Raw genomic sequence first — 21335 nt, 5'->3', positions numbered from 1 at the left:
CGTCGCCTCGCATAGTTACCCGACGGTGAATCGGCATACGTCGGGGGTAACTCGTCGGTAGTCCGGGCCGAACCTCGTCGACTCCATCCGAGAGCCATCGTGTCAGGCGGGGAAGAGCCCGGTAGAACGGGGCGGGAGGGACCCACTGGACTGGGGTGGGTGGGCCGCTACCCGGTGAATCGATTCCGTCGAATCGCTCGAATCGTCGCAAGGGATGATACTCCGATTCGAGCGTCATTCTTTTTCTAGAGTTTAAACAGAGTCGCAGAATAGATTATATTGATGTGATAGTACGAAAACGATAGAAGCAGAAGGTTCGAACAGATGAACAGTGACTCCCCACCCGGGGACGTCGGTCGACCGACGGAGTTTCGGTACGAGATGAGAGAGGGGGAGCCCTGGAGCCTCGCCACCGTCCGTGCGGTCGGTGAAGCGACCGGCCGTGACCCGTTGCACCTCCCCGAAGCGCTGTACGACGTGATGGACCCGGACGCCCTCGATGGGCTGTTCGTGGCGGCAGGGACGCCGGTGAACGGGAGTGGCTGTGTCTCCTTCGAGTTCTGTGGTTGTGCCGTGACCGTCTACAGCGACCGAACGGTGGTCGTCGCACGACTCCACCCCGAGTAGTCCTCGTCCGCGGCCGCCAGACCGCCCCCGGAGCGACGCGGACACCTCAGACGAGCGGTTCGAGGTCGTCGAGCGAGTCGTTCGACACGACGGTGTTCCGTTCGGAGTCGAACTCGACGACGGAGGCGTCGTCGAGCGTCGGGAGGTGGTGGTGTCTGAGCGAGACGGCGACGGCCCGATGCGTCTCTTCGGTGACCGCGGACTCGGCGACGCCGTCTTCTCGGGCCGCTACCTGCGTAGCGAGGTCGACGAGAGGCACCTCGTCGGCGAGGTCGAGCAGGACCGAGACCACGATCCGCCGACGTTTCACGGCGACGAGGTCGTACGCGACGCTCTTCGGCAGCACGTCCGGTTCGTATCTCCCCATCTGTCCCACCAATTGAATGTCACGACATATAGTTTCTCTCCCACAAATATATTTTTCCCGACGGGTTCGCGCTGTACTAGAACGTAGGCACCATCAAGCAGGTGTAGAATGATACATACGAGCACAAAATACCGCGTTCGAGGCCACTATGTGACTGAGTAGCCAGTTCAGAGAGACGTTCGATGTTCGAACGCCAAGGTATAAGTACACATGGCGTATTCGAGTGAACGAGGCGCGTCATCGAAATCGAAGACGGGGAGAGAAGAACCCGTTCATCGCGTGCTCAGGCGGGTGGCGCACCTCGGTTCCACGGAACCATACCAGCGGTTTCCCAGTCTCTGCCGGTTCCGTGGCCGCCAGTATCCGCAAGGGCTGGCACACTTTTCATCCTACCGTAGAGCGGACCGCTCCTGACTCCACCGAGCGACGCACCCGGCGAAGGACGACGATACCGGGCGAACAGTGACCCGACACGGGGGACCGACCGGTCGCCGGTCGGTGGCCCGGACGATTCGACCGGATTCACATCAGTTAGGGGACAGCTACCGTCGGTTTGGACGAACACTACTTTCAACGACCATCGCCTAGGGTCGCGTAATGGAGTACCGCTCGATAGAGTCGTATGGCGTCGTCGGGAACCGCGAGACGTGCGCGCTCGTGGGTCCTGACGGTAGCGTCGACTGGTTACCGTTCCCCCGCCTCTCCTCGTCGAGCGTGTTCGCCCGGCTGCTCGATATCGACGTGGGCGGGTGTTTCTGCCTGCGTCCCATCGGAGACTTCGAGTCGAATCACGACTACATCCCCGATACGCCCGTCCTCGAGACGACGTTCCGAGGGAACGACGGGACGTTGCGCCTCACCGACTTCATGCCCCCGCGCGCAGTCGTCCGGTCGGACACCCTCACCAAACGGTCGCTCGTCCGCCGCGTCACCTGCACCGAGTCCGAGGAGACGCTGAGCATCGAGTTCCACCCGCGGTTCGACTACGCCCGCGGCGAGACGACCATCGAGAGCGTCTCGGAGTCGCGGACGACGAACGGCCACCTGTCGGAAGGCGGCATCGTCGGCTACCGCGTGACAGGCGGCGACCAGACGCTCACGCTGTGGACCGACGCCGACCTGGACGTCAGCGACGGCGACGCGACGGGGACCGTCACGCTGACCGAGGGCGAGTCGCGCTGGTTCGTCCTCACCGAGGGCGACGGCCCGCGACCGACGCGCGAGGACTGCCGCCGGACGCTCGACGCGACGATCGCCCACTGGCGCGAGTGGGTCGGGACGCTCGCGGGCATCGAGGGCGCGAACCGAGACCTTCTGGTCCGGTCGGCGCTGACGATGCGCCTGCTCTCGAACGCCGAGACGGGAGCCATCGCGGCCGCCCCGACCACATCGCTCCCCGAGGACGTCGGCGGCGTCAGGAACTGGGACTACCGGTTCCACTGGGTGCGCGACTCGTCGATAGTGGCGCGCTCGCTGGCCCGCCTGGGAGCGACGGCGGCGGCACGGGCGAACCTCAACTGGTGGCTGAGCTACCTCCGCGAACACGGGCCGGCGAACGAGGAGGTGCTGTTCCACCCGCTGTACGACCTCGACGCCCTCGACGAGGAGACGGCCGTCGAGTCGCGACCCGACGCCGAGACCGTCGAGGACGTCGACCGGACGGTCGAACTGGAACTCGACCACCTCTCGGGCTACCGCGACTCGCAGCCGGTCCGCATCGGCAACGCCGCCCGCGAGCAGAAGCAGATCGACATCTACGGCGAACTGCTGTTGAGCGCGAGCGAACTCGTCGAGGCGGGCGTGACGCTCACCGAAGAGGAGTGGACGGGCCTCAAGCGCGTCGTCGAGCACGTCTGCGCCGTCTGGCACCAGCCCGACTACGGCATCTGGGAGGTCAGGAGCAACCCGGAGCAGTTCGTCCACTCGAAGGTGATGTGCTGGGCGGCCGTCGACCGCGGCATCACCATCGCCGAAGGGCGCGGCGAACCGGTTCCCGACCACTGGTTCGACGCCCGGACCGACATCCACGAGACGGTCTGCGAGGAGGGGTTCCGCGAGGACCAGAACGCGTTCGTCCGGTCGTTCGAGGCCGACCAGGCGCTCGACGCCGCCTGCCTGCGCATTCCCCTCGTCGGGTTCCTCCCGGCGGACGACCCGCGCGTGCAGGGCACCATCGACGCGGTGTTCGACCGACTGCTGGTCGACGACGGCCTCGTCCAGCGGTACGAGGGGCCGGACGGCCTGTCGGGGGAGGACCACGCGTTCGTCCTCTGCACGTTCTGGCTGGTCGACGCGATGCTGAAGGCCGGGCGCCGCGAGGCCGCCGTCGAGGTGCTGGAGGACATCCTCGGCCGCGCCTCCTCGCTCGACCTGTTCGCGGAGGAGATCGACCCGATGAACGGCGAACACCGGGGGAACTACCCGCTCGGGTTCGCCCACGCCGGTCTCGTCGACAGCGTCCTCGGTCTCGCCCGGGACGCCTCGGAACCGGTCGACGCGGACGAACCGGTCGCCACGACGCGCTACGACTGACGCTTCTCCGCCGAGGACCGCGTCGTCTCCGCCTCGACGCCGTCCGTCTCCGTCTCGACACCGGTCGCCGCCTCGACCCTGTCTCGGTCCGTCGCGGCCACCTCCCGGTCGCGGTCGCGTTTCCGCAGCGTCTCGTGGACCCCGACGACCATCGTCGGGACGAGTAGCATGAAGACGTGTTCCTCGATGGGGATACCGAGCAGTTCGACACCGGTCCGGAGCGGAATCTCGAACACGCCCACTTCGAGGGTGTACCAGTCCCAGGCGTACGCGAAGGGGTAGAGGACGAGCGTCGTCCTGGCGGCCGCGCGCCACGCGTCGGCGTGCGCGACGAGCGCCAGCGCGACGACGGCCCACGCGACCTCGGTGACGAGGTAGGTGTACCGGCCGAACACGGTGATGTCCATGTCGAACGGAGGGTCGCGACACCGATAGTCCTGTGTGCTTGCCACGTTTGCGGCCTAGCTTCATAAACGCGGGTGGAGAACACCCAAGGAGAGCACAATGGACATCGCAGACATCGCGGCCGAGGAGTTCGTCGAGGTGGACGCCAACCAGCGACTCTCGAAGGTCCGTTCCATCTTCGAGCACGAGAACCCGAAGGGCGTCATCGTCACCGACGACGGCGACTACTCGGGCATCATCACCCAGCAGCAGTTGCTCCAGTCACACATCGAGGACGACACCAAGGCCGCCGCGATGGTGAAGTCCGCCCCCAAGATCGAGCGGACGGCCGACGTCCGCGAGGTCGCCCGGATGCTCGTCGAGGGCGACACGAAGGTCGCTCCCGTGTTCGAGGCGGGCGACCTGTGGGGCATCGTCGACGCCGACGCCATCCTGCACGCCGTCATCGACAACCTCGACGTGCTGACGGTCGATCAGATATACACCGACAACGTCGTCAGCATCGACGAGGACACGCACATCGGTCGGGTCATCAACCTCCTGCGCGAGAACAGCGTCTCCCGACTGCCGGTCGTCAACGAGGACGGCCAGCTGACCGGGATGGTCACCACCCACGACATCGTGGACGTGGCGGTCCGGAACATGGACAAGGCGACGCAGGGCGACCGCGCGGGCGACATCGAGCGCATCCTCGACCTGCCCGTCTACGACGAGATGTCCAGCCCCGTCATCACGACGGACCTCGAAGACAGCGTGAAGGAGGCCGTCGAACTCATGTTCGAGCACGACGTCGCCGGCCTCGTCGTCACGCCCGAGTACGACGACTCGCTGGTCGCGGGCATCCTCACGAAGACCGACGTGCTCCGCGCGCTCACCTACACCGAGGAGGAGCACATGGACGTCCAGATAACCAACATCGACGTGCTCGACACGCTCACGCGGGACAACATCCGCCAGAGCATCGAGCAGGTCGCCGAGAAGTACCAGGAGATGAGCGTCCAGCACGCCCACGTGCGCTTCCACCAGCACCGCGAGAAACTCCGCGGCACGCCGCTCATCCAGTGTCAGATCCGCCTCCGGACGACCCACGGCCAGGTCGCCGGGAGCGGCGAGGGGTACGGCGCTGAGTCGGCGTTCCGCGTCGCCCTCGACAAGCTCGAACGCAACGTCATCGAGATGAAGGGGATGCGCAGCGACGAGGAGTACAAGGGCCAGCTCCTCCGGAAGCTGAACGAACTCTGAGCGGCTTCCGACCGGGAATCGCTCGACTCGCCCCCGACCGCTCGCGGCTTTCTTCGAGACCCCACGTGGTAGCCGACCGTACGGAGCGTCCTTCGACTCCGGTCGGAGTACCCGACCGTACGGAGCGAGGGATTTTAGCCGCGGGCGCGCAACCCTCTCGTAGTGAGTCAGTCGTCGTCGGACCACCTTCGCTTCTTCCCGTACGGGAGCCCGTACGACCACCAGCGGGAGGCGATGGACACCATCGCCGGCGCGCTGGACGACGGCCGTGACGTGCTGTTCGAGGGGGCCTGCGGCACGGGCAAGACGCTGGCGGCGCTCGCGCCGGCGCTGGAACACGCTCGCCGGACCGACAAGACGATCGTCATCACGACGAACGTCCACCAGCAGACCCGCCAGTTCATCGAGGAGGCCCGCGCCATCACGCGACAGGAACCCATCAGAACGGTCGTCTTCCGCGGGAAGTCCTCGATGTGCCACATCGACGTGGGCTACGAGGAGTGCCAGGCGCTCCGGGACACGACGAAGGAGGTCGTCGAGGTCGAACAGGAGCGGGCGGAACTCGGCGCGACGAGCGAGGACCTGCTCGACGAGGCCCGCGACGGTGCCGAGTCGGGGGGCACTGGCGGCGCGGCGGCCGACGAGGCGGCCGCGAGCAGACAGGCCGTGATGGACGAGATGAACGCGCTGGAGGCGGAACTGGAGGAGCTACGCGACCAGTCCATCTGCGAGTACTACCGGCAGAACCTCGTCGGCGACACCGACGGGTTCTACGAGTGGCTGTTCGACGACGTGCGGACGCCCGACGAGATATACGACCACGCCCACGAGGAGGGGTTCTGTGGCTACGAGTTGCTGAAGGAGGGGATGGAGGGGGTGGACCTCGTCGTCTGTAACTACCACCACCTGCTCGACCCGATGATCCGCGAGCAGTTCTTCCGGTGGCTGGGCCGCGACCCCGAGGACGTGGTGTGCGTGTTCGACGAGGCGCACAACGTCGAGGACGCCGCCCGCGACCACGCGACGCGCGCGCTGGCCGAACCGACGCTCGACAGCGCGCTCGGGGAGCTGGAGGAGACGGCCGACCCGCGCGTGCCGCCCGCCGAGAACGTCGTGAGCGCGTTCCGCGAGGCGCTCCGGCGCACCTACGAGGACGCGCTGGCCTACGGCGAACGCGACGAGGTCGACGAGGACTGGTACGACCTCTCCATCACGAACGACCGCGGGCGCGACGACCTGACGCTCGCGTTCCTCGACGCCTACACGGGCCAGGGCATCCACGAGGACCTCGACGTGGCGCTGGAACTCGGGAAGGACCTCGACCGCCAGTACCACGAGGCGTACAAGGAGGGCGAGACGCGGACCCGCAAGGAGTGTCGCGTGCTGCAGGCGGCGACGTTCGTCGACGACTGGCTCCGAGACTCGGACGAGGAGGGCCAGTACCCCGTCGTCTCCGTTCGCAGGCCGGGTCGGTTCGACGCCGGAGGCGAGGGCGACGGCGATGCCGAGGAATCCTCGGCAGGCAGCCAGAACGCAGAGCGTTCTGGCGACGGCCAGCGGGCGGCGGTCGGTGGTGACGCGGGCGAGGACAGCGTGACCACCGACGGCGGCACGGCCACGGACGCCGAGGACGCCATCTACGGCCGCGCCGAACTGTACACCTGCATCCCGCGGCGCGTCACCGAGCCGCTGTTCGACGAACTCCACGCGAGCGTCCTGATGAGCGCGACGCTCAGGCCGTTCGACGTCCTCGGCGACGTCCTCGGCCTGTCGGGCGCGTCGGTGGGTGAGACGGACGACGGGGACGGCGGGAGCGACGACGGGGACCCGACCCCGAAGGCGGAGGCGGACGGGACGGAGGAGAGCGACACCGACGGTCCCGTCGAGATGGCCTACGGTGCGGTGTTCCCCGAGAAGCGCCGCCGGACGTACGCCGTCGACATCCCGGCGCTGTTCGCCTCGAAGCGCGAGGAGCGCGAGACGCAGACGCAGGTCGCCTCGGCGCTCGCCGACGCCGTGCGGTTCACGCCGGGGAACACTCTCGCGTTCTTCCCCAGCTACCGGGAGGCCGAGCGCTACCACGACCTGCTGGGGTCGCACCCGGACGTGAGTGCGAACCGGTACCTCGACCGGCCGGGCGAACGCGCCGAGGAGTTGCGCCAGCGGTTCACCGCGGACGACGACGGCGTGTTGTTCACCTCGCTGTGGGGCACCCTCGCCGAGGGCGTCAGTTTCGACGACGACGACGCCCGGACCGTGGTGGTCGTCGGCGTCCCGTACCCGCACCTCGACGACCGGATGGACGCGGTGCAGGACGCCTACGAGAACGCCTTCGCCGGTAAGGACGTCGGCTGGCAGTACGCCGTCGAGGTGCCGACTGTGCGCAAGACCCGACAGGCGCTCGGCCGGGTCGTGCGTTCGCCGGAGGATTTCGGCGTCCGCATCCTGCTCGACGAGCGCTACACGAAGCGCGCCCGCCGCGAGATGAAGAAGTACAGCGTCAAGGAGGCGTTCCCGGCCGAGGAGCGCGTCGAGCAGATAGATATCGAACCCGAGAAGCTGAAGTTCGCGATGCTCAACTTCTACTCCGACATGGAGGCGTGGGACGGGTCGCCGCCGCGACCATGAGTGGGTCGCCGCCGCGACCGACAGACCCTACGTTCGGCACGTACGTTCGGCGAGTTCTCACGTACCCAGCGGGAGCGTCGCGACCGGTTCGCGCCACCGGTTCGACCACAGCAGGAGGTCCGAGACGGTCCACTCGACCGGGTCCACCTGCCCGTCGTAGCGCTCACGGAAGCGCTGTACTGCGTCGGGGTCGCCGCCGCGCCCGAGCGTCACGTGCGGGACGTAGTCCTCGCCCTCGATGACCGGGACCGGGTCGAACGCGCGACAGAGCCGACGGTGGAGCGCCCGGAGACCGGGGCTGTCGACTCGGAGGTGGAGTACCGGCCCCCCGTCGTCCGCGTCGAAGACGTCGACTCCCGCGACGCGGGCCGCACACCGCGGTTCCCCCGAGAGCGCGTCGCGACAGCGGGCGGCGAGTTCCCGGTGGTCGGTCTCGCCCTCGCCCACCCGCTTGACGACGAGCGTGAGGCGGTCGCGGGGGCGGCAGTCGGCGGGGAGGTCGGTCTGCAGTTCCTGCACGACTGTCTCGGCTGCGGTCGGAATCGGTGCGTTCAGACTGTACACGTCGAGAGACACTGGACGCACGTTCAAAAACGCCGCGAACCGTCGTGTGGGGTGCTCACACGCCGGGGCAGCGCTTGCCTGACGAGACAGGTTTATGTCCGTCGCGTCGTTTCGTGCTGGTAATGACGACTCACCGTTCCCTCGGCACGCAGGCCGCGAGCGGTGCCATTCCGCGACGAGTGCGACCGGGCCTCCTGGCCCACTAACTCCATTTTCAATCCGACCGTCGCCCAGTCTCCAACCGCCTAGCGCCGAGGTTTCGGCGCACCCCACGACATCCCACGTCACCCCACACCACCAATGTCCGACACCACCGTCGCGCTCGCCTTCTCGGGCGGGCTCGATACGACCGTCTGCGTACCGCTGTTGAAAGAGGAGTACGGCTACGACGAGGTCATCGGCGTCACCGTCGACGTCGGCCAGCCAGCCGAGGAGTTCGAGGAGGCAGAGGAGACGGCCGACGCGCTCGGCGTCGACACCTACGTCGTCGACGCGAAGAGCGAGTTCGCCGACCTCTGTCTCGACGCCGTCCGCGCGAACGCCGACTACCAGGGCTACCCGCTCGGGACGGCGCTCGCCCGCCCCGTCATCGCCCAGTCCATCCTCGACGTGGCGCTCGAACAGGGCTGTGACGCCGTCGCCCACGGCTGTACCGGGAAGGGCAACGACCAGTTGCGCTTCGAGGCCGTCTGGCGCGCCTCCGACCTGGACGTCGTCGCGCCCGTCCGCGAACTCGGCCTGACCCGCGACTGGGAGTCCGAGTACGCCGCCGAACACGACCTGCCCGTCGAGGGCGGTAACGGCGGCGACTGGTCCATCGACACGAACCTCTGGAGTCGCTCCGTCGAGGGCGACGCGCTGGAGGACCCGAACTACGTCCCGCCCGAGGACATCTACGAGTGGACCGACACGCCCGGCGACGCGGAGACGGAACTCGTCGAGATAACGTTCGAGGAGGGCTACCCGGTCGCCGTGGACGGGTCGGAGATGGACCCCGTCACGCTCGTCGAGCACCTCAACTCGGTCGCCGGGGCGCACGGCGTCGGCCGCACCGACATGATGGAAGACCGCATGCTCGGGCTGAAGGTCCGCGAGAACTACGAGCACCCGGCCGCGACGGCGCTGCTCACCGCACACGAGGCGCTGGAGGGACTCGTCCTGACGCACGAGGAGCGCCAGTTCAAACAGCAGGTCGACGCCCAGTGGTCCCAGAAGGCCTACGAGGGCCTCGTGATGGCTCCGCTCGTCGACGCGCTGGAGGGGTTCATCGCCAGCACGCAGGAGCGCGTGACGGGCACGGTCACGCTGAAGTTCGAGGGCGGCCAGTGCCGTCCGGTCGGCCGCGACAGCGAGTACGCGACGTACTCCGAGTCCGCGGCGTCGTTCGACACTGAGACCGTCGACGGCATCGCCCAGGAGGACGCGACGGGCGTCGCGAAGTACCACGGGTTCCAGACGCGCCTCGCGAACAGTGCGAAGGCGAAGCAACAGGAAGCGAAGTCGGTGGACGCGGTCACCGACGGCGGCACCGACGACGGGGACCAGTGAGATGACGGGGACGGGAGGGGACTCGGACGTGGTCCGCCGCGAGCGCTTCAGCGGCGGCCCCGCCCGGTCGTTCCTCTCGTCGCTGTCGGCCGACGAGCGCATCTTCGAGGCCGACCTGGCCGTCGACCGCGCGCACGTCGTCATGCTCGCCGAGCAGGGCGTCGTGACCGACGACGAGGCGGCGACCATCCTGCAGGCGCTCGACGTCGTGGAGGTCGGCGAACACGACGGCCTCCCCGAGGGCGAGGACATCCACGCCGCCATCGAGACGGCCGTCATCGACCAGGTGGGAGCCGTCGGCGGGAAGATGCACACCGCCCGCTCGCGCAACGACGAGGTGGCGGCGTGCATCCGCTACCGCCTGCGCGAGGACCTCGTCGAGGCCATCGAGGCGACGCTCGTCTGCCGCGAGTCGCTCGCGACCGTCGCCGAGGAGCACGTCGAGACGGTGATGCCCGGCTTCACGCACCTGCAACCCGCCCAGCCGACGACCGTCGCCCACTGGGTCTGCTCGTACCAGCAGGCGCTCGAACGCGACACGGAGCGCCTGTTCGAGGCGTTCGCCCGGACGAACCAGTCGCCCCTCGGCGCGGCCGCGTTCGCCGGGACGACGTTCGACGTGGACCGCGGCCGCGTCGCCGAACTGCTCGGGTTCGACGGCGTGCTGGACAACGCGATGGACGCCAGCGCGACCCGCGACTTCCTCGTCGAGACGGCGTCGGCGCTGGCTACGCTGGCGACGCACCTCTCCGGACTGGCCGAGGACCTCGTCGTCTTCGCCAACAGGGGGCTCGTGGACCTCGCGGACGAGTACTCCTCGACGTCCTCCATCATGCCCCAGAAGGTCAACCCCGACACGCTCGAACTGGTCCGGGCGACGGCGGGCGACGCCAGCGCGGGCCTCGACGGCCTGCTGACCACGCTCAAGGGCCTCCCGCGCGCGTACAACCGTGACCTCCAGCGCGCGACGCCCCACGTCTGGGCGAGCGTCGACGTGGTCACCGAGGCCACGGAGGTAGCGGCCGGCGCGGTGGCGACCGCCGACTGGCCCGAGGCGGAACTGGAGGCGGCCGCGGGTGAGGGGTTCTCGACCGCCACGGGCGTCGCGGACCTGCTCGCGGCGTCGGGCCTGCCGTTCAGGACGGCCCACGAGGTGCTGGCGCTCGCTGCGGAGGCCGCCGAAGACGGCGGTACGCCCGACTACGACACCGTGGCGACGGCCGCCGACGAGGTGCTGGACGAACCGCTCTCGACGTACGTCTCGGAGGAGGCGGTCCAGACGGCGCTCGACCCCGTTTCGAACGTCGCGGCGCGCGACTCGCTCGGCGGCCCCGCCCCCGAGACGGTCCGCGCACACCTCGACGAGGTGAGCGACGGAATCGCGACCGACGAGGCGACCCTCGACGACCTCACTGCGTCGCTCAACGCGGCGAACGACGAACTCCGCGAGGAGGTGACGGCGTATGTCTGAGGTCGTGACGACTCGCGGGACGCTCGTCGCCGGGTCCAGCGACGCGGCGACGACCGCCCACGCCGTTCCGCGACCGCTCCCGAAGCCGCCGGCTCCGGCCGGACCTGACCTACCACACCCATGATACGTTGCCGACGCGACCGCCGCCGAACGCTCTCCCGAGGCTGTTAGCGGCCGTTCCGTCTATTAATTGCGCTGACAAGTTCGATGGAATTAAGTAGATCGTCGTCGGAGTCGTAGCTACGATGACGACTTGCCCAGAGTGCGGGGCCGACGTGGCCCTGCCCGACGACGTTGAGACCGGAGAGATACTCGACTGCGACACCTGCGGTGCCGAACTGGAGGTCCTCTCGACGGACCCCGTCGAACTCGACGTGGCACCCGAACTGGAGGAAGACTGGGGGGAGTGACGGTGACGAACGGCACTCCCACCGGCTCGCTCGCGACCCACGTGAGCGACGCCAGCAGGACCCGACTCGGTGACCAGAACGCCTCGACGGAGGAGTCGGCGTGAACGTCGGCATCCTCTACTCGCGCATCCGGCGCGACGAGAAACTGCTGCTGTCGGAACTGCGCGAGCGCGGCCACGAGGTGACGAAGATCGACGTGCGCGACCAGCAGTTCTCGCTGTCGAACGCGCCCGAGGAGCTGACCGACTGCGACGTCGTGGTCGACCGCTGCCTGGCGACGAGTCGCAGCAAGTACGCGACGCGCTTCCTCGACCACTACGGCGTCCCCGTCGTGAACAGCGCCGACACCGCGGCGCTCTGCGCGGACAAGGCCGAGACCAGCATCGCGCTGTCGGCGGCGGGCGTCCCGACGCCCGAGACGACGGTGGCGTTCACCACCGACGCCGCCCTCGAAGCTATCGAGGAGTTCGGCTACCCCTGCGTCCTCAAGCCCGTCGTGGGTTCGTGGGGCCGGCTGATGGCCAAACTCGACTCCCGGAGCGCCGCCGAGGCCATCCTCGAACACAAGGCGACGCTCGGTCACTACGAGCACAAGGTGTTCTACGTCCAGGAGTTCGTCGAGAAACCCGGCCGCGACATCCGCGTCGTGGCCGTCGACGGCGAACCCGTCGCGGGGATGACCCGCTCGTCGGACCACTGGCTCACCAACGCCGCGAAGGGCGGCGACGCCGAGGCGTTCGAGCTAGACGACGAGGCGCGCGAACTCGTCGAACGTGCCAGCGAGGCCGTCGGCGGTGGACTGCTGGGTGTCGACCTGATGGAGACGGGCGACGACGGCGGCTACACCGTCCACGAGGTCAACCACACCGTCGAGTTCAAGGCGCTGAACGACGCCGTCGACGTGGACGTCCCCGCCGCGGTCGTCGACTGGCTGGAGTCCCGCGTCGCGGCCGAGGGGGACGACGGTGACGAGGACGACGGCGAACTGGCCGAACTGGAGGCGACGACGTGATGCGGTGGGGGAGTGCGACGGAGGGAGCGGCGTGACGCTCACCGCCAGCGTCGTGGGTGCCAGCGGGTTCGCCGGTGGAGAACTGCTCCGTCTGCTCGCCGGCCACCCCGAGTTCACGGTCGAGCAGGCGACGAGTCGGTCGGCGACCCGCAAGACCGTCGGCCACGTCCACCCGAACCTGCGGGGTGAGGACCTGCGCTTCACCGACCCCGCGGACCTCGAATCGGTGGACGTGCTGTTCGCCGCGACGCCCCACGGCGTCTCGATGGACCGTATCGACGAGTTCCGCGACGCCGCGGACACCGTCGTCGACCTCTCGGCGGACTTCCGGCTGAACACGGAAGACCAGTACGACGAGTGGTACGACGGCCACGAACGGCCGGAGCTGCTCGCGGACGCGACGTACGCGCTGCCCGAACTCAACCGCGAGGAGCTGGCGGGTGCGGACCTCGTCGCGTCGGGGGGCTGCAACGCCACCGCGACGATGCTCGGCCTGCTCCCCCTCGCCGACGGCGACATGCTCGGGTCGCAGCGACCCGTCGTGGACGTGAAGGTCGGCTCCTCGGAGGGCGGCGCGGGCGGCGGAGCCGCCTCGTCGCACGCCGAGCGCTCGGGGGTCGTGCGTCCCTACGCGCCGACGAGCCACCGCCACGAGGCCGAGATAGAGCAGTTCGTCGGCCGCGTCGCGTTCACCGTCCACGCCGTGGACATGGTGCGCGGTGCGAGCGCGACCTGTCACGTCTTCCCCGACGAGCGCGTCACGACGGGCGACCTCTGGGGCGCGTTCCGCGAGCGCTACGAGGACGAACCGTTCGTCCGCCTCGTCTCGGGCGGTGGCGGCGTCTACCGCTACCCCGAACCGAAGGCGGTGGCGGGGACGAACTTCGCAGAGGTCGGCTTCGAACTCGACCCCCGGAACGGCCGCATCGTCGTGTTCTCGGCCATCGACAACGTGATGAAGGGCTCGGCGGGCCAGGCGGTCCACGCGGCGAACATCGCGCTCGGCGTCGAGGAGACGGCGGGGCTGGAGTTCCAAGGGCTGCACCCCGTAGGTGCGCCCTAGGTGATCTCGATGACTTTCAACGCAGATACGATTTTGAGTGGACGGGCGATTGAGTGGGAAACGACAGCGACGGCTCGGAAGCCCCCGCGCTCTGCACTCGCGCGACTCGCTGCGCGCTTCGCTCACTCGCTACGCTCGTTCGCTCCAGTGCTTACGTCGTCGTGCTTCGTGCAGAGCGCGGCCCCTTCCAGTCCCACCCGTACCGAGGTGGCCGCCGCATGACGGTGGTCGTCAAAATCGGCGGCGCTCGGGCGGTGAACCCCGAGGGCGCGCTGGAGGACATCGCCGACCTCGTAGCGGACGGCGAACAGGTCGTCGTCGTCCACGGCGGGTCGACGGCGGTGGACGACACCCTCGAATCGCTCGGTGAGGACCCGGAGTACGTCGAGACGCCGTCTGGCGTCGTCGGGCGGTTCACCGACGAGCGCACGATGGAGGTGTTCTCGATGGTGCTGCCCGGCAAGCTGAACACCGACCTCGTCGTCGGCCTGCAGAACGCGGGCGTGAACGCCGTCGGTCTCTCCGGTGTGGACGGCGGCCTGCTGAAAGGTCCCCGGAAGTCCGCCGTGCGCGTCGTCGAGGACGGGAAGCAGAAGATCCGCCGCGGCGACCACTCGGGGACCGTGAAGCAGGTCGACGCCGACCTCCTCGACACCTTGCTCGCGGGCGGCTACACGCCCGTCGTGACCGTTCCGATGCTGGCGAAGGATGAGGACCAGTGGCTGGCGGTCAACTCCGACGCCGACCGCGCCGCGGCGGCTGTCGCGGGGGCGCTGGACGCCGACCTCGTCCTGCTGACGGACGTGCCGGGCGTCCTCGCGGACCTCGACGACCCCGACTCGGTCATCGACGTGGTGGACTCCGCGGCGGACTACGACGTGCTCACCGACGCCGCCGAGGGGTTCATGACCCGGAAGGTGATGGCGGCGACGGAGGCGCTGGAGGGAGGCGCGTCGAGCGTGGTCGTCGGCGACGCGAACGCCGACGCACCCGTCAGCGGTGCGCTCGACGGTGCCGGGACGACGATACTCCCCGGCGCGCTGGCGACGGACGACGCCACTGAGGCGACGGAGGTCGGACAGTGAGCGGCTTCGTCTTCTCGGAGAAACCGCTGCGCATCGACCGCGGCGAGGGCGTCCACCTCTACGACGACTCGGATACCGAGTTCCTCGACTTCGGCGCGTCGTACGCCGTCACGCCGGTCGGCCACTGCCACCCGGACGTCGTCGAGGCCATCCAGAAGCAGGCCGCGGAGTTGCTGTACGTCCAGGGGTCGTACCCCGTCGACGTGCGCGACGGCCTGTACGAGCGCCTCGCCTCGCTCGGGCCGGGCGACTGCGAGAACGTCTGGCTCTGCAACTCGGGGACGGAGGCGAACGAGGCCGCGCTGAAGTTCGCCCGGAGCGCGACCGGCCGCTCGAAGATAGTCGCCACCACGCGTGCGTTCCACGGCCGGACGATGGGCGCGCTGGCGACGACGTGGAAGAACAAGTACCGCGACCCGTTCGAACCGGTCGCTGGCGGCGTCGAGTTCGTCGAGTACGGCGACGGCGACGCGATGGCCGACGCCGTCGACGACGAGACGGCCGCCGTCATCCTCGAACCGATGCAGGGCGAGGGAGGCGTCAACCCCGCGCCGGAGGGGTATCTCCAGTCCGTTCGCGAGGCCTGCGACGACCACGGCGCGGCCATGGTGATGGACGAGATACAGACCGGGCTCGGTCGCACCGGCGAGTTCTGGGCCTGCGAGCACCACGGTGTGACGCCCGACATCCTGACGACGGCGAAGGGCATCGCCAGCGGTCTGCCGCTCGGCGCGACGCTCTGCAAGGACTGGGTCGCCGAGGACGCTGGCCCCCACGGCTCGACGTTCTCGGGCGGGCCCGTCGTCGCCGCGGCGGCGAACGCGACGCTCGACGTGCTGGTCGACGAGAACCTGCCCGGCCACGCCGCCTCGATGGGCGACCACCTGCTGACCGAGCTACAGGGAGCCATCGGCGACGACGTGCGCGACGTGCGCGGGACGGGCCTGATGGTCGGCGTCGAGGTGAAACGCGGCGCGAACCGTCTGCTCCCGAAGCTGGCGATGAGCCACCAGGTGCTCGCGCTCCCGGCGGGCCGCTCCGTCCTGCGCCTGCTCCCGCCGCTCGTCGTGGAGGAGGCGCACTGCGAACAGGTCGTCGACGCGCTCGCGGAGGTGATGGGGTGAACGCCTCCTCCGAGTGCGCGACGGACGCGGGCGTCTCCGAGCAGGAGGCACGCGACCTGCTGGAGGCGCTCGTCTCGACGCCGTCGGTGTCGGGCGAGGAGCGCGAGGCGTGCGACCTGCTCGTGGCGTTCTTCGAGGACCACGGCCGCGAGGCGTGGCTGGACGAGGTCGGCAACGTTCGCGCACCCGCGGACGACGCGGTGCTCCTCACCTCCCACGTCGACACGGTGCCCGGCGAGATTCCGGTCCGGGTCGAGGAGAGCGGGACGACTTCGTCGTCCCGAGACCAAGGCGGTGAAACCGCCGGAGGGGACGACGGCGACGGCGGCCCCGAACTGTGGGGTCGCGGGAGCGTCGACGCGACCGGACCGCTCGCGGCGATGGCCGTCGCGGCGGTGAACACCGGCGTCTCGTTCGTCGGCGTCGTCGGCGAGGAGACGGACTCGCGCGGGGCGCGTCACCTCGTCACCGACCGCGAGGCCCCCGAGACGCTCGTCAACGGCGAACCCTCGGGCTGGGACGGCATCACGCTCGGCTACCGCGGTCTGCTGGCGGGGCGCTACGTCGCCACCAGCGAGTCGGGCCACACCTCACGCCCGCAGAACAACGCCATCCAGGACGCGCTCCAGTGGTGGTCGCGCGTCGAGGCGGCGTTCGAACCCGGCGAGGGCGACGAGTGGTCGCCCGTCTTCGAGCAGGTGACGCCGAAGCCGACCAGCGTGGAGGGCGGCACGAGCGACGACGGCCTCGCCGTCGAGGCGACGATGGACGTGCAGTTCCGCGTCCCGCCCGCGATGACCACCGACGACGTGCGCGAACGCGTCGAGCGGGAACTGAACGGCGGCAGCGTCCACTGGCACGACGCCATCCCGCCCGTCATGACCAGCCCCCGGACCGAGGTGGCCCGCGCGTTCCGCGTCGCCATCCGCGAGGCGGGCGGCGACCCGCGTCTGCTGCGCAAGACGGGGACGGCCGACGTGAACCTCTACGCCGAGGCGTGGGACTGCCCGATGGCGACGTACGGGCCGGGCGACTCCGACCTCGACCACGCGCCCGACGAGCGCCTCCCGCTGGCCGAGTTCGACCGCTCGGTCGCGGTGCTCGAATCGGTCGCCCAGACGCTCGGAGGTGACGCGTGATGGGCGTCTCGACCGACGAGAGCGCGGACGAGGCGACGAGCGACGGGCCGCGCCACCTGCTCGACATCGACGACCTCTCGCCCGACGAACTGACGGAGATACTCGACCGGGCGACGGCGCTGAAGGCGGCGCAGGCGTCGGGGACGCCGCATCGCTACCTCGCGGGCCAGACGCTCGCGATGGTGTTCGAGAAGCCCTCGACGCGCACCCGCGTCTCCTTCGAGACGGGGATGACGCAACTGGGCGGTCACGCCGTCTTCCTCGGTCCCGACGACATCGGCCTCGGCGGACGCGAACCCGGGAAGGACATCTCGCGGACGCTGTCGTGCTACGTGGACGTCGTGATGGCGCGGACGTTCGACCACGCGGAGGTGGTCGAACTCGCCGAGTACGCCACCGTCCCCATCGTCAACGGCCTCACGGACGCGGCCCACCCGTGTCAGACGCTCGCCGACCTGCTGACCATCCGCGAACGGTTCGGCGACGACGCCAGCGTCGCGTGGGTCGGCGACGGCAACAACGTCGCCCAGTCGTTCGTCGTCGGGGCCGCGCTGGCCGGACTGGACGTCTCGGTGGCGACACCCGCGGAGTACGGCATCGACGATGCGGTGCTGGACCGCGCGGCCGACCTCGGCGCGCGACCGACCGTCACCGACGACCCAGCGGCGGCCGTCGCGGACGCGGACGTCTGCTACACGGACGTCTGGGTGAGCATGGGCCAGGAGGACCAGCGGGAGGCGAAGCTGGAGACGTTCACCGAGGGCGGCTTCCAACTGGACGAGGACCTGCTCGCCGGGACGGACGCGGCGGTGATGCACTGCCTGCCCGCCCACCGCGGCGAGGAGATAACCGACGCCGTCATCGAGTCCGAGCGCTCCCTCGTCTGGGACCAGGCCGAGAACCGCCTGCACGCCCAGAAGGCGCTGTTGACGTGGCTGCTCGACCAGTGACGGCGTAGTAACAGGTAGTGGATAGCCTGCCCGTACACCACTCCTGAACCGCACGCGGCGCTCTCCGTCGCGTTGCGGTCCGAAAAAGTCGTTCTAGTACCGCTTGAGGTACGGGTAGAGCGCGCCGAGGACGACGCCGAAGACGGCGTGGCCGAGGAGCGACATCGTGTCGAACGTCGGGATGGCGGGTGCGCCAGCGACGTTCATCGCGTCGAGCCAGGCGGGCATGACGACGCTCGCGGCGAGTATCCACAGGACGAGGCCGTATGCGAGGCCGAGCGCCGTGCTGGTCGTGACGTCGTCGGTGTACCGCGAGAGGTTCCCGAATCGGACGATAGCGGCGAACAGGAGGCCGAAGACGGCCGCGTGTGCGAGGTGCGCCGTGACGCCGACGAGCGCCCCTTCCTGTCCGTACAGGGCGGGGATTGCCTCGTCGAGCATCTCGGGCATCGCGAACGCCATCACGACGCCCATGGCGACGCCGGCGAGGATGCCGTCACCGATGGAGCCGAGCCACCGGCTCTGCGTGGTCGTGGACTCTACTATCGTGGTCTCTGGGGTGCGTGCTGTTGAAGCCATAGCGACACACAATACGCTGTTCGAGGTATTCAGCCTTCCTCTGGTCCGAATTCGGGCATGTCACTGATATCGTGTCGCCGTGTGGACGGTGAACCATGCCCCCGAACGAACACTCTTGGTCGTCGCTTCCTCAGTACGGACGATGGGTGGGCCGACTACGGTGGACGCGGGCGAGTACAGCACCGACGAACTGCTCGAACGACTCGAAGCGGGCGAACGCATCGTCGTCACGACGACCTTCCTCGACGAGCCGCACGAGGTGACGCTGCGTTTCGACGGCGAGACGTACTACTGCGACACGCCGACGCGCCTCCACAAGCACCCCACCGCCGAGGAGATGCGGACCTGCATCGTGAAGAACGGCTACGCGGCCGACGCGTAACGTGGATTTATCCACAGTTCGACCGTACTCCCCCTCATGGACCCGGACCCGAGTCCGAACCAGTTCCGCGAACTGATGGTCGACGAAGCGCCGTCGTTCGCCGACGTCCTCGCCTGCGTCTTCGGCGTCCAGCACCACGAGTCCGAGACGTACCTCACGTTGCTCGACAACCCCGGTACGACCGTCGCCGAACTCGCCGAGGTGGTCGACCGCGACCGCTCGAACGTCAACCGATCGCTGTCGACGCTGCGCGAGAAGGGCCTCGCCGAACGCCGACGCCGCCTCCTCGACGGGGGCGGCCACGTCTACCAGTACACCGCGACGCCGCTCGACGAGGCGAAGGGGATGATGCACGAGACGCTCGACGAGTGGTCGGCGTACGTTCACGACCGCATCGACGAGTACGGCGAGTAGTTCGCCGGGCGCGGCAGAACCCGCGCGGACCGGCCGCTTTTTGGTCCGCACCCTCGCAGGTGCGCCAATGGCAGACCTGGACCTCTCGACGGAGACGCCCGAGACGGCCGACGACGGCGTCTGGCTGGCCTGCATCGAGTGCGGCGAGACGTTCGCGCCGTTCGAGGAGGTAATCTACACCTGTTCCGAGTGCGGCGGCCTGCTGGAGGCGCGCTACGAGGAGTACCCGACGTTCGCCGACTTCGGCGACGGTGACGGCGACACCGCCCGCCCGACCGTCGCCGACGGCGACAGCCTCGGCGTCTGGCGATACAGCGCAGCGCTCCCGTTCGAGGAGGGCGTCTCGCTCCCCGAGGGCGACACGCCGCTGTACGAGGCCCCGCGACTGGAGGAGGACCTCGGCGTCCGCAACCTCCGCATCAAACACGAGGGGATGAACCCGACGGGGAGTTTCAAGGACCGCGGGATGACCGTGGGCGTCCGCGTCGCCCAGGAACTCGGCGTCGACCGCCTCGCCTGCGCGTCGACGGGCAACACGAGCGCCGCACTGGCGGCGTACGGTGGGCGGGCGGGGCTGGAGACGCTCGTCCTGCTCCCCACCGGGAAGGTCGCCGCCGGGAAGGTCGCACAAGCGGCCCTCCACGGCGCGCGCATCCTGGAGGTCGACGGGAACTTCGACTCCTGTCTCGACATCGTGCAGGACCTCGCGAACCGCGACGAGGCGTACCTGCTGAACTCGCTGAACCCCTTCCGACTGGAGGGTCAGAAGACCATCGGCTACGAGATTCTCGAACGGTTCTACGCCGAGGAGGGCAGGTTCCCCGACCGCATCGTCCTGCCGGTGGGTAACGCGGGCAACACCGCCGCGCTGTACAAGGTGTTCCGCGAACTCGTCGAAGCCGACGCGCTCGCCCCCGGCGACGTGCCGAAACTCACCGGCGTCCAGGCCGAGGGAGCCGCGCCGATGGTCGAGGCCGTCGAGGAGGGTAACGACGAGGTGCGGCGCTGGGACGAGGTGGAGACCATCGCCACGGCCATCCGCATCGGCAACCCGGTCAATGCGCCGAAGGCCCTGCCGGGTATCCGCGAGACCGACGGTACGGCCGTCGCCGTCTCCGACGACGAGATAACCGACGCCCAGCGGGCGCTCGCGGCCGAGGGTATCGGCGTCGAACCGGCCAGCGCCGCGAGCGTGGCGGGCCTCCGCCGACTCCGCGAGGACGAGGTGGTCGACGCGGGCGAGGACGTGGTCTGTCTCACGACGGGGCACCTGCTGAAGGACCCCGACGCGGCCGCGGCCGCCGGGAGCGACCCCGAACCGGTCGCCAACGACACCGACGCGGTGCTGGCGCACCTCGAAGGACGGTCGTCGAGCATCGTCGGGCGACTCCGTCGTCGCCTGCCGTAGCTCGTCGGTCCAGTCGGTGACCCGGCGTGACCCTGCAGGCCACACGGCTATCCCCGGTTCTGCTGTCCCCAGTAGCATGAGCACCGACATCGACGGAGACGCCGCACCCGCCCGGATGGAACTCGAACCCGACTCGCTCCACGAGGACGACGACGGCCACTACCTCGACTGTCCGCGCTGTGGCTCGCCCGCCTACGTCGCAGAGATACTGGAGACCGGTCGCTGCCGCAGCTACGGGAGCGACGAGGGAGACAGCGAGAGCGTCGATCGGGACGTCGCCTGTGATGCGTCGTTGAGTATCGAACTCGTCTGGGACGACGAGGAGTGAGTCGAACAGCCGACACCTGCGGCGGACTGCGAGCGGCGGTGTCGAACTCCCTTCCGG

21 protein-coding genes and 1 pseudogene are annotated in these 21335 nt (G+C 69.0%); 18 read left to right on the top strand and 4 right to left on the bottom strand.

Annotated features, from left to right (window positions below):
• Positions 1-381: 381 nt before the first annotated feature.
• Positions 382-627, top strand: a complete 246-nt coding sequence (locus MX571_RS07035; RefSeq protein WP_247414942.1) for a HalOD1 output domain-containing protein — start codon at positions 382-384, stop codon at positions 625-627.
• A 46-nt stretch (positions 628-673) separates the two neighbouring features.
• Here MX571_RS07035 and MX571_RS07030 read toward each other — a convergent pair whose 3' ends face one another.
• Positions 674-994, bottom strand: a complete 321-nt coding sequence (locus MX571_RS07030; RefSeq protein WP_247414940.1) for a DUF7344 domain-containing protein — start codon at positions 992-994, stop codon at positions 674-676.
• Positions 995-1591: 597 nt separating this feature from the next.
• Between MX571_RS07030 and MX571_RS07025 the strand changes: the two genes are divergently transcribed.
• The gene (locus MX571_RS07025; RefSeq protein WP_247414938.1) at positions 1592-3526 is read left to right on the top strand and encodes a glycoside hydrolase family 15 protein; all 1935 of its coding nucleotides are present in this window, start codon (positions 1592-1594) and stop codon (positions 3524-3526) included.
• A gap of 125 nt (positions 3527-3651) precedes the next feature.
• On the opposite strand, the pseudogene MX571_RS07020 reads toward MX571_RS07025, so the two are convergent.
• Positions 3652-3933, bottom strand: a pseudogene (locus MX571_RS07020) (lycopene cyclase domain-containing protein); the annotation flags it as partial.
• A 97-nt stretch (positions 3934-4030) separates the two neighbouring features.
• Here MX571_RS07020 and MX571_RS07015 point away from each other — a divergent pair.
• Together MX571_RS07015 and MX571_RS07010 are read left to right on the top strand one after the other, a co-directional pair.
• Positions 4031-5173, top strand: a complete 1143-nt coding sequence (locus tag MX571_RS07015) for a CBS domain-containing protein (protein ID WP_247414936.1) — start codon at positions 4031-4033, stop codon at positions 5171-5173.
• 162 nt (positions 5174-5335) lie between these two features.
• Positions 5336-7801 carry an ATP-dependent DNA helicase gene (locus MX571_RS07010; protein ID WP_368408994.1) on the top strand — a complete coding sequence of 822 codons (2466 nt, stop codon included), beginning with the start codon at positions 5336-5338 and terminating at the stop codon, positions 7799-7801.
• Positions 7802-7858: 57 nt separating this feature from the next.
• Here the strand turns inward: MX571_RS07010 and MX571_RS07005 are convergent, their stop codons facing one another.
• Complete coding sequence (locus MX571_RS07005; protein WP_247414934.1) at positions 7859-8365, bottom strand: 2'-5' RNA ligase family protein; 507 nt, start codon at positions 8363-8365, stop codon at positions 7859-7861.
• A 300-nt stretch (positions 8366-8665) separates the two neighbouring features.
• On the opposite strand from MX571_RS07005, the gene MX571_RS07000 reads away from it, so the two are divergent.
• The 10 genes from MX571_RS07000 (at position 8666) to argF (ending at position 18167) form a co-directional block, all read left to right on the top strand.
• The gene (locus MX571_RS07000) at positions 8666-9913 is read left to right on the top strand and encodes an argininosuccinate synthase (protein ID WP_247414933.1); all 1248 of its coding nucleotides are present in this window, start codon (positions 8666-8668) and stop codon (positions 9911-9913) included.
• Position 9914: 1 nt separating this feature from the next.
• A complete protein-coding gene (gene argH, locus MX571_RS06995; RefSeq protein ID WP_247414930.1) occupies positions 9915-11384 on the top strand; it encodes an argininosuccinate lyase in 1470 nt (489 codons plus the stop codon).
• On the top strand, positions 11377-11508 hold the full coding sequence (locus MX571_RS22355; RefSeq protein ID WP_282594470.1) for a hypothetical protein: 132 nt from the start codon (positions 11377-11379) through the stop codon (positions 11506-11508). Before argH ends, MX571_RS22355 begins: the two co-directional genes overlap by 8 nt.
• A 121-nt stretch (positions 11509-11629) precedes the next feature.
• A complete protein-coding gene (gene lysW, locus MX571_RS06990; RefSeq protein ID WP_247414929.1) occupies positions 11630-11794 on the top strand; it encodes a lysine biosynthesis protein LysW in 165 nt (54 codons plus the stop codon).
• Positions 11795-11894: 100 nt separating this feature from the next.
• Positions 11895-12806: a lysine biosynthesis protein LysX gene (gene lysX, locus MX571_RS06985; RefSeq protein ID WP_247414927.1), complete on the top strand. Its 912-nt coding sequence runs from the start codon at positions 11895-11897 to the stop codon at positions 12804-12806.
• A 31-nt stretch (positions 12807-12837) separates the two neighbouring features.
• Positions 12838-13869 (top strand): N-acetyl-gamma-glutamyl-phosphate reductase, encoded by a 1032-nt coding sequence (argC, locus tag MX571_RS06980; RefSeq protein WP_247418449.1) that lies wholly within the window; start codon positions 12838-12840, stop codon positions 13867-13869.
• Positions 13870-14087: 218 nt separating this feature from the next.
• Positions 14088-14954: an acetylglutamate/acetylaminoadipate kinase gene (locus MX571_RS06975; RefSeq protein ID WP_247414925.1), complete on the top strand. Its 867-nt coding sequence runs from the start codon at positions 14088-14090 to the stop codon at positions 14952-14954.
• Positions 14951-16078 carry an aspartate aminotransferase family protein gene (locus MX571_RS06970; RefSeq protein WP_247414922.1) on the top strand — a complete coding sequence of 376 codons (1128 nt, stop codon included), beginning with the start codon at positions 14951-14953 and terminating at the stop codon, positions 16076-16078. The genes MX571_RS06975 and MX571_RS06970 overlap by 4 nt, the downstream gene beginning before the upstream one ends.
• Positions 16075-17217 (top strand): [LysW]-lysine hydrolase, encoded by a 1143-nt coding sequence (locus tag MX571_RS06965; RefSeq protein WP_247414920.1) that lies wholly within the window; start codon positions 16075-16077, stop codon positions 17215-17217. The genes MX571_RS06970 and MX571_RS06965 overlap by 4 nt, the downstream gene beginning before the upstream one ends.
• Positions 17217-18167, top strand: coding sequence for an ornithine carbamoyltransferase (gene argF / locus MX571_RS06960; RefSeq protein WP_247414918.1), 951 nt, complete (start codon positions 17217-17219; stop codon positions 18165-18167). The genes MX571_RS06965 and argF overlap by 1 nt, the downstream gene beginning before the upstream one ends.
• Before the next feature lie 93 nt (positions 18168-18260).
• Here argF and MX571_RS06955 read toward each other — a convergent pair whose 3' ends face one another.
• Entirely contained in the window at positions 18261-18746 is a 486-nt protein-coding gene (locus MX571_RS06955) for a histidine kinase (RefSeq protein WP_247414917.1), read from the bottom strand.
• Positions 18747-18888: 142 nt separating this feature from the next.
• On the opposite strand from MX571_RS06955, the gene MX571_RS06950 reads away from it, so the two are divergent.
• From MX571_RS06950 to MX571_RS06935, 4 genes are all read left to right on the top strand, one after another.
• Positions 18889-19128: a DUF8001 family protein gene (locus MX571_RS06950; RefSeq protein ID WP_247414915.1), complete on the top strand. Its 240-nt coding sequence runs from the start codon at positions 18889-18891 to the stop codon at positions 19126-19128.
• A 36-nt stretch (positions 19129-19164) separates the two neighbouring features.
• Positions 19165-19542, top strand: coding sequence for a helix-turn-helix domain-containing protein (locus MX571_RS06945; RefSeq protein WP_247414913.1), 378 nt, complete (start codon positions 19165-19167; stop codon positions 19540-19542).
• A gap of 67 nt (positions 19543-19609) precedes the next feature.
• Positions 19610-20950 (top strand): threonine synthase, encoded by a 1341-nt coding sequence (gene thrC, locus MX571_RS06940; RefSeq protein ID WP_247414911.1) that lies wholly within the window; start codon positions 19610-19612, stop codon positions 20948-20950.
• A gap of 76 nt (positions 20951-21026) precedes the next feature.
• On the top strand, positions 21027-21278 hold the full coding sequence (locus MX571_RS06935) for a hypothetical protein (protein ID WP_247414909.1): 252 nt from the start codon (positions 21027-21029) through the stop codon (positions 21276-21278).
• Positions 21279-21335: the final 57 nt, after the last annotated feature.

This window comes from Halomarina salina, from assembly GCF_023074835.1.
Taxonomy (GTDB): domain Archaea; phylum Halobacteriota; class Halobacteria; order Halobacteriales; family Haloarculaceae; genus Halomarina; species Halomarina salina.
The sequence above is the reverse complement of the archived record's forward strand: the minus strand, read 5'-3'. Positions and strand labels throughout refer to the sequence as shown.

Coding starts and splice junctions, on each gene's coding strand:
- MX571_RS07035 (WP_247414942.1), top strand. CDS start 382: ATGAGAGAGGGGGAGCCCTGGAGCCTCGCCACCGTCCGTGCGGTCGGT.
- MX571_RS07030 (WP_247414940.1), bottom strand. CDS start 994: ATGGGGAGATACGAACCGGACGTGCTGCCGAAGAGCGTCGCGTACGAC.
- MX571_RS07025 (WP_247414938.1), top strand. CDS start 1,592: ATGGAGTACCGCTCGATAGAGTCGTATGGCGTCGTCGGGAACCGCGAG.
- MX571_RS07015 (WP_247414936.1), top strand. CDS start 4,031: ATGGACATCGCAGACATCGCGGCCGAGGAGTTCGTCGAGGTGGACGCC.
- MX571_RS07000 (WP_247414933.1), top strand. CDS start 8,666: ATGTCCGACACCACCGTCGCGCTCGCCTTCTCGGGCGGGCTCGATACG.
- argH (WP_247414930.1), top strand. CDS start 9,915: ATGACGGGGACGGGAGGGGACTCGGACGTGGTCCGCCGCGAGCGCTTC.
- MX571_RS22355 (WP_282594470.1), top strand. CDS start 11,377: ATGTCTGAGGTCGTGACGACTCGCGGGACGCTCGTCGCCGGGTCCAGC.
- lysW (WP_247414929.1), top strand. CDS start 11,630: ATGACGACTTGCCCAGAGTGCGGGGCCGACGTGGCCCTGCCCGACGAC.
- MX571_RS06975 (WP_247414925.1), top strand. CDS start 14,088: ATGACGGTGGTCGTCAAAATCGGCGGCGCTCGGGCGGTGAACCCCGAG.
- argF (WP_247414918.1), top strand. CDS start 17,217: ATGGGCGTCTCGACCGACGAGAGCGCGGACGAGGCGACGAGCGACGGG.
- MX571_RS06955 (WP_247414917.1), bottom strand. CDS start 18,746: ATGGCTTCAACAGCACGCACCCCAGAGACCACGATAGTAGAGTCCACG.
- MX571_RS06950 (WP_247414915.1), top strand. CDS start 18,889: ATGGGTGGGCCGACTACGGTGGACGCGGGCGAGTACAGCACCGACGAA.
- MX571_RS06945 (WP_247414913.1), top strand. CDS start 19,165: ATGGACCCGGACCCGAGTCCGAACCAGTTCCGCGAACTGATGGTCGAC.
- thrC (WP_247414911.1), top strand. CDS start 19,610: ATGGCAGACCTGGACCTCTCGACGGAGACGCCCGAGACGGCCGACGAC.
- MX571_RS06935 (WP_247414909.1), top strand. CDS start 21,027: ATGAGCACCGACATCGACGGAGACGCCGCACCCGCCCGGATGGAACTC.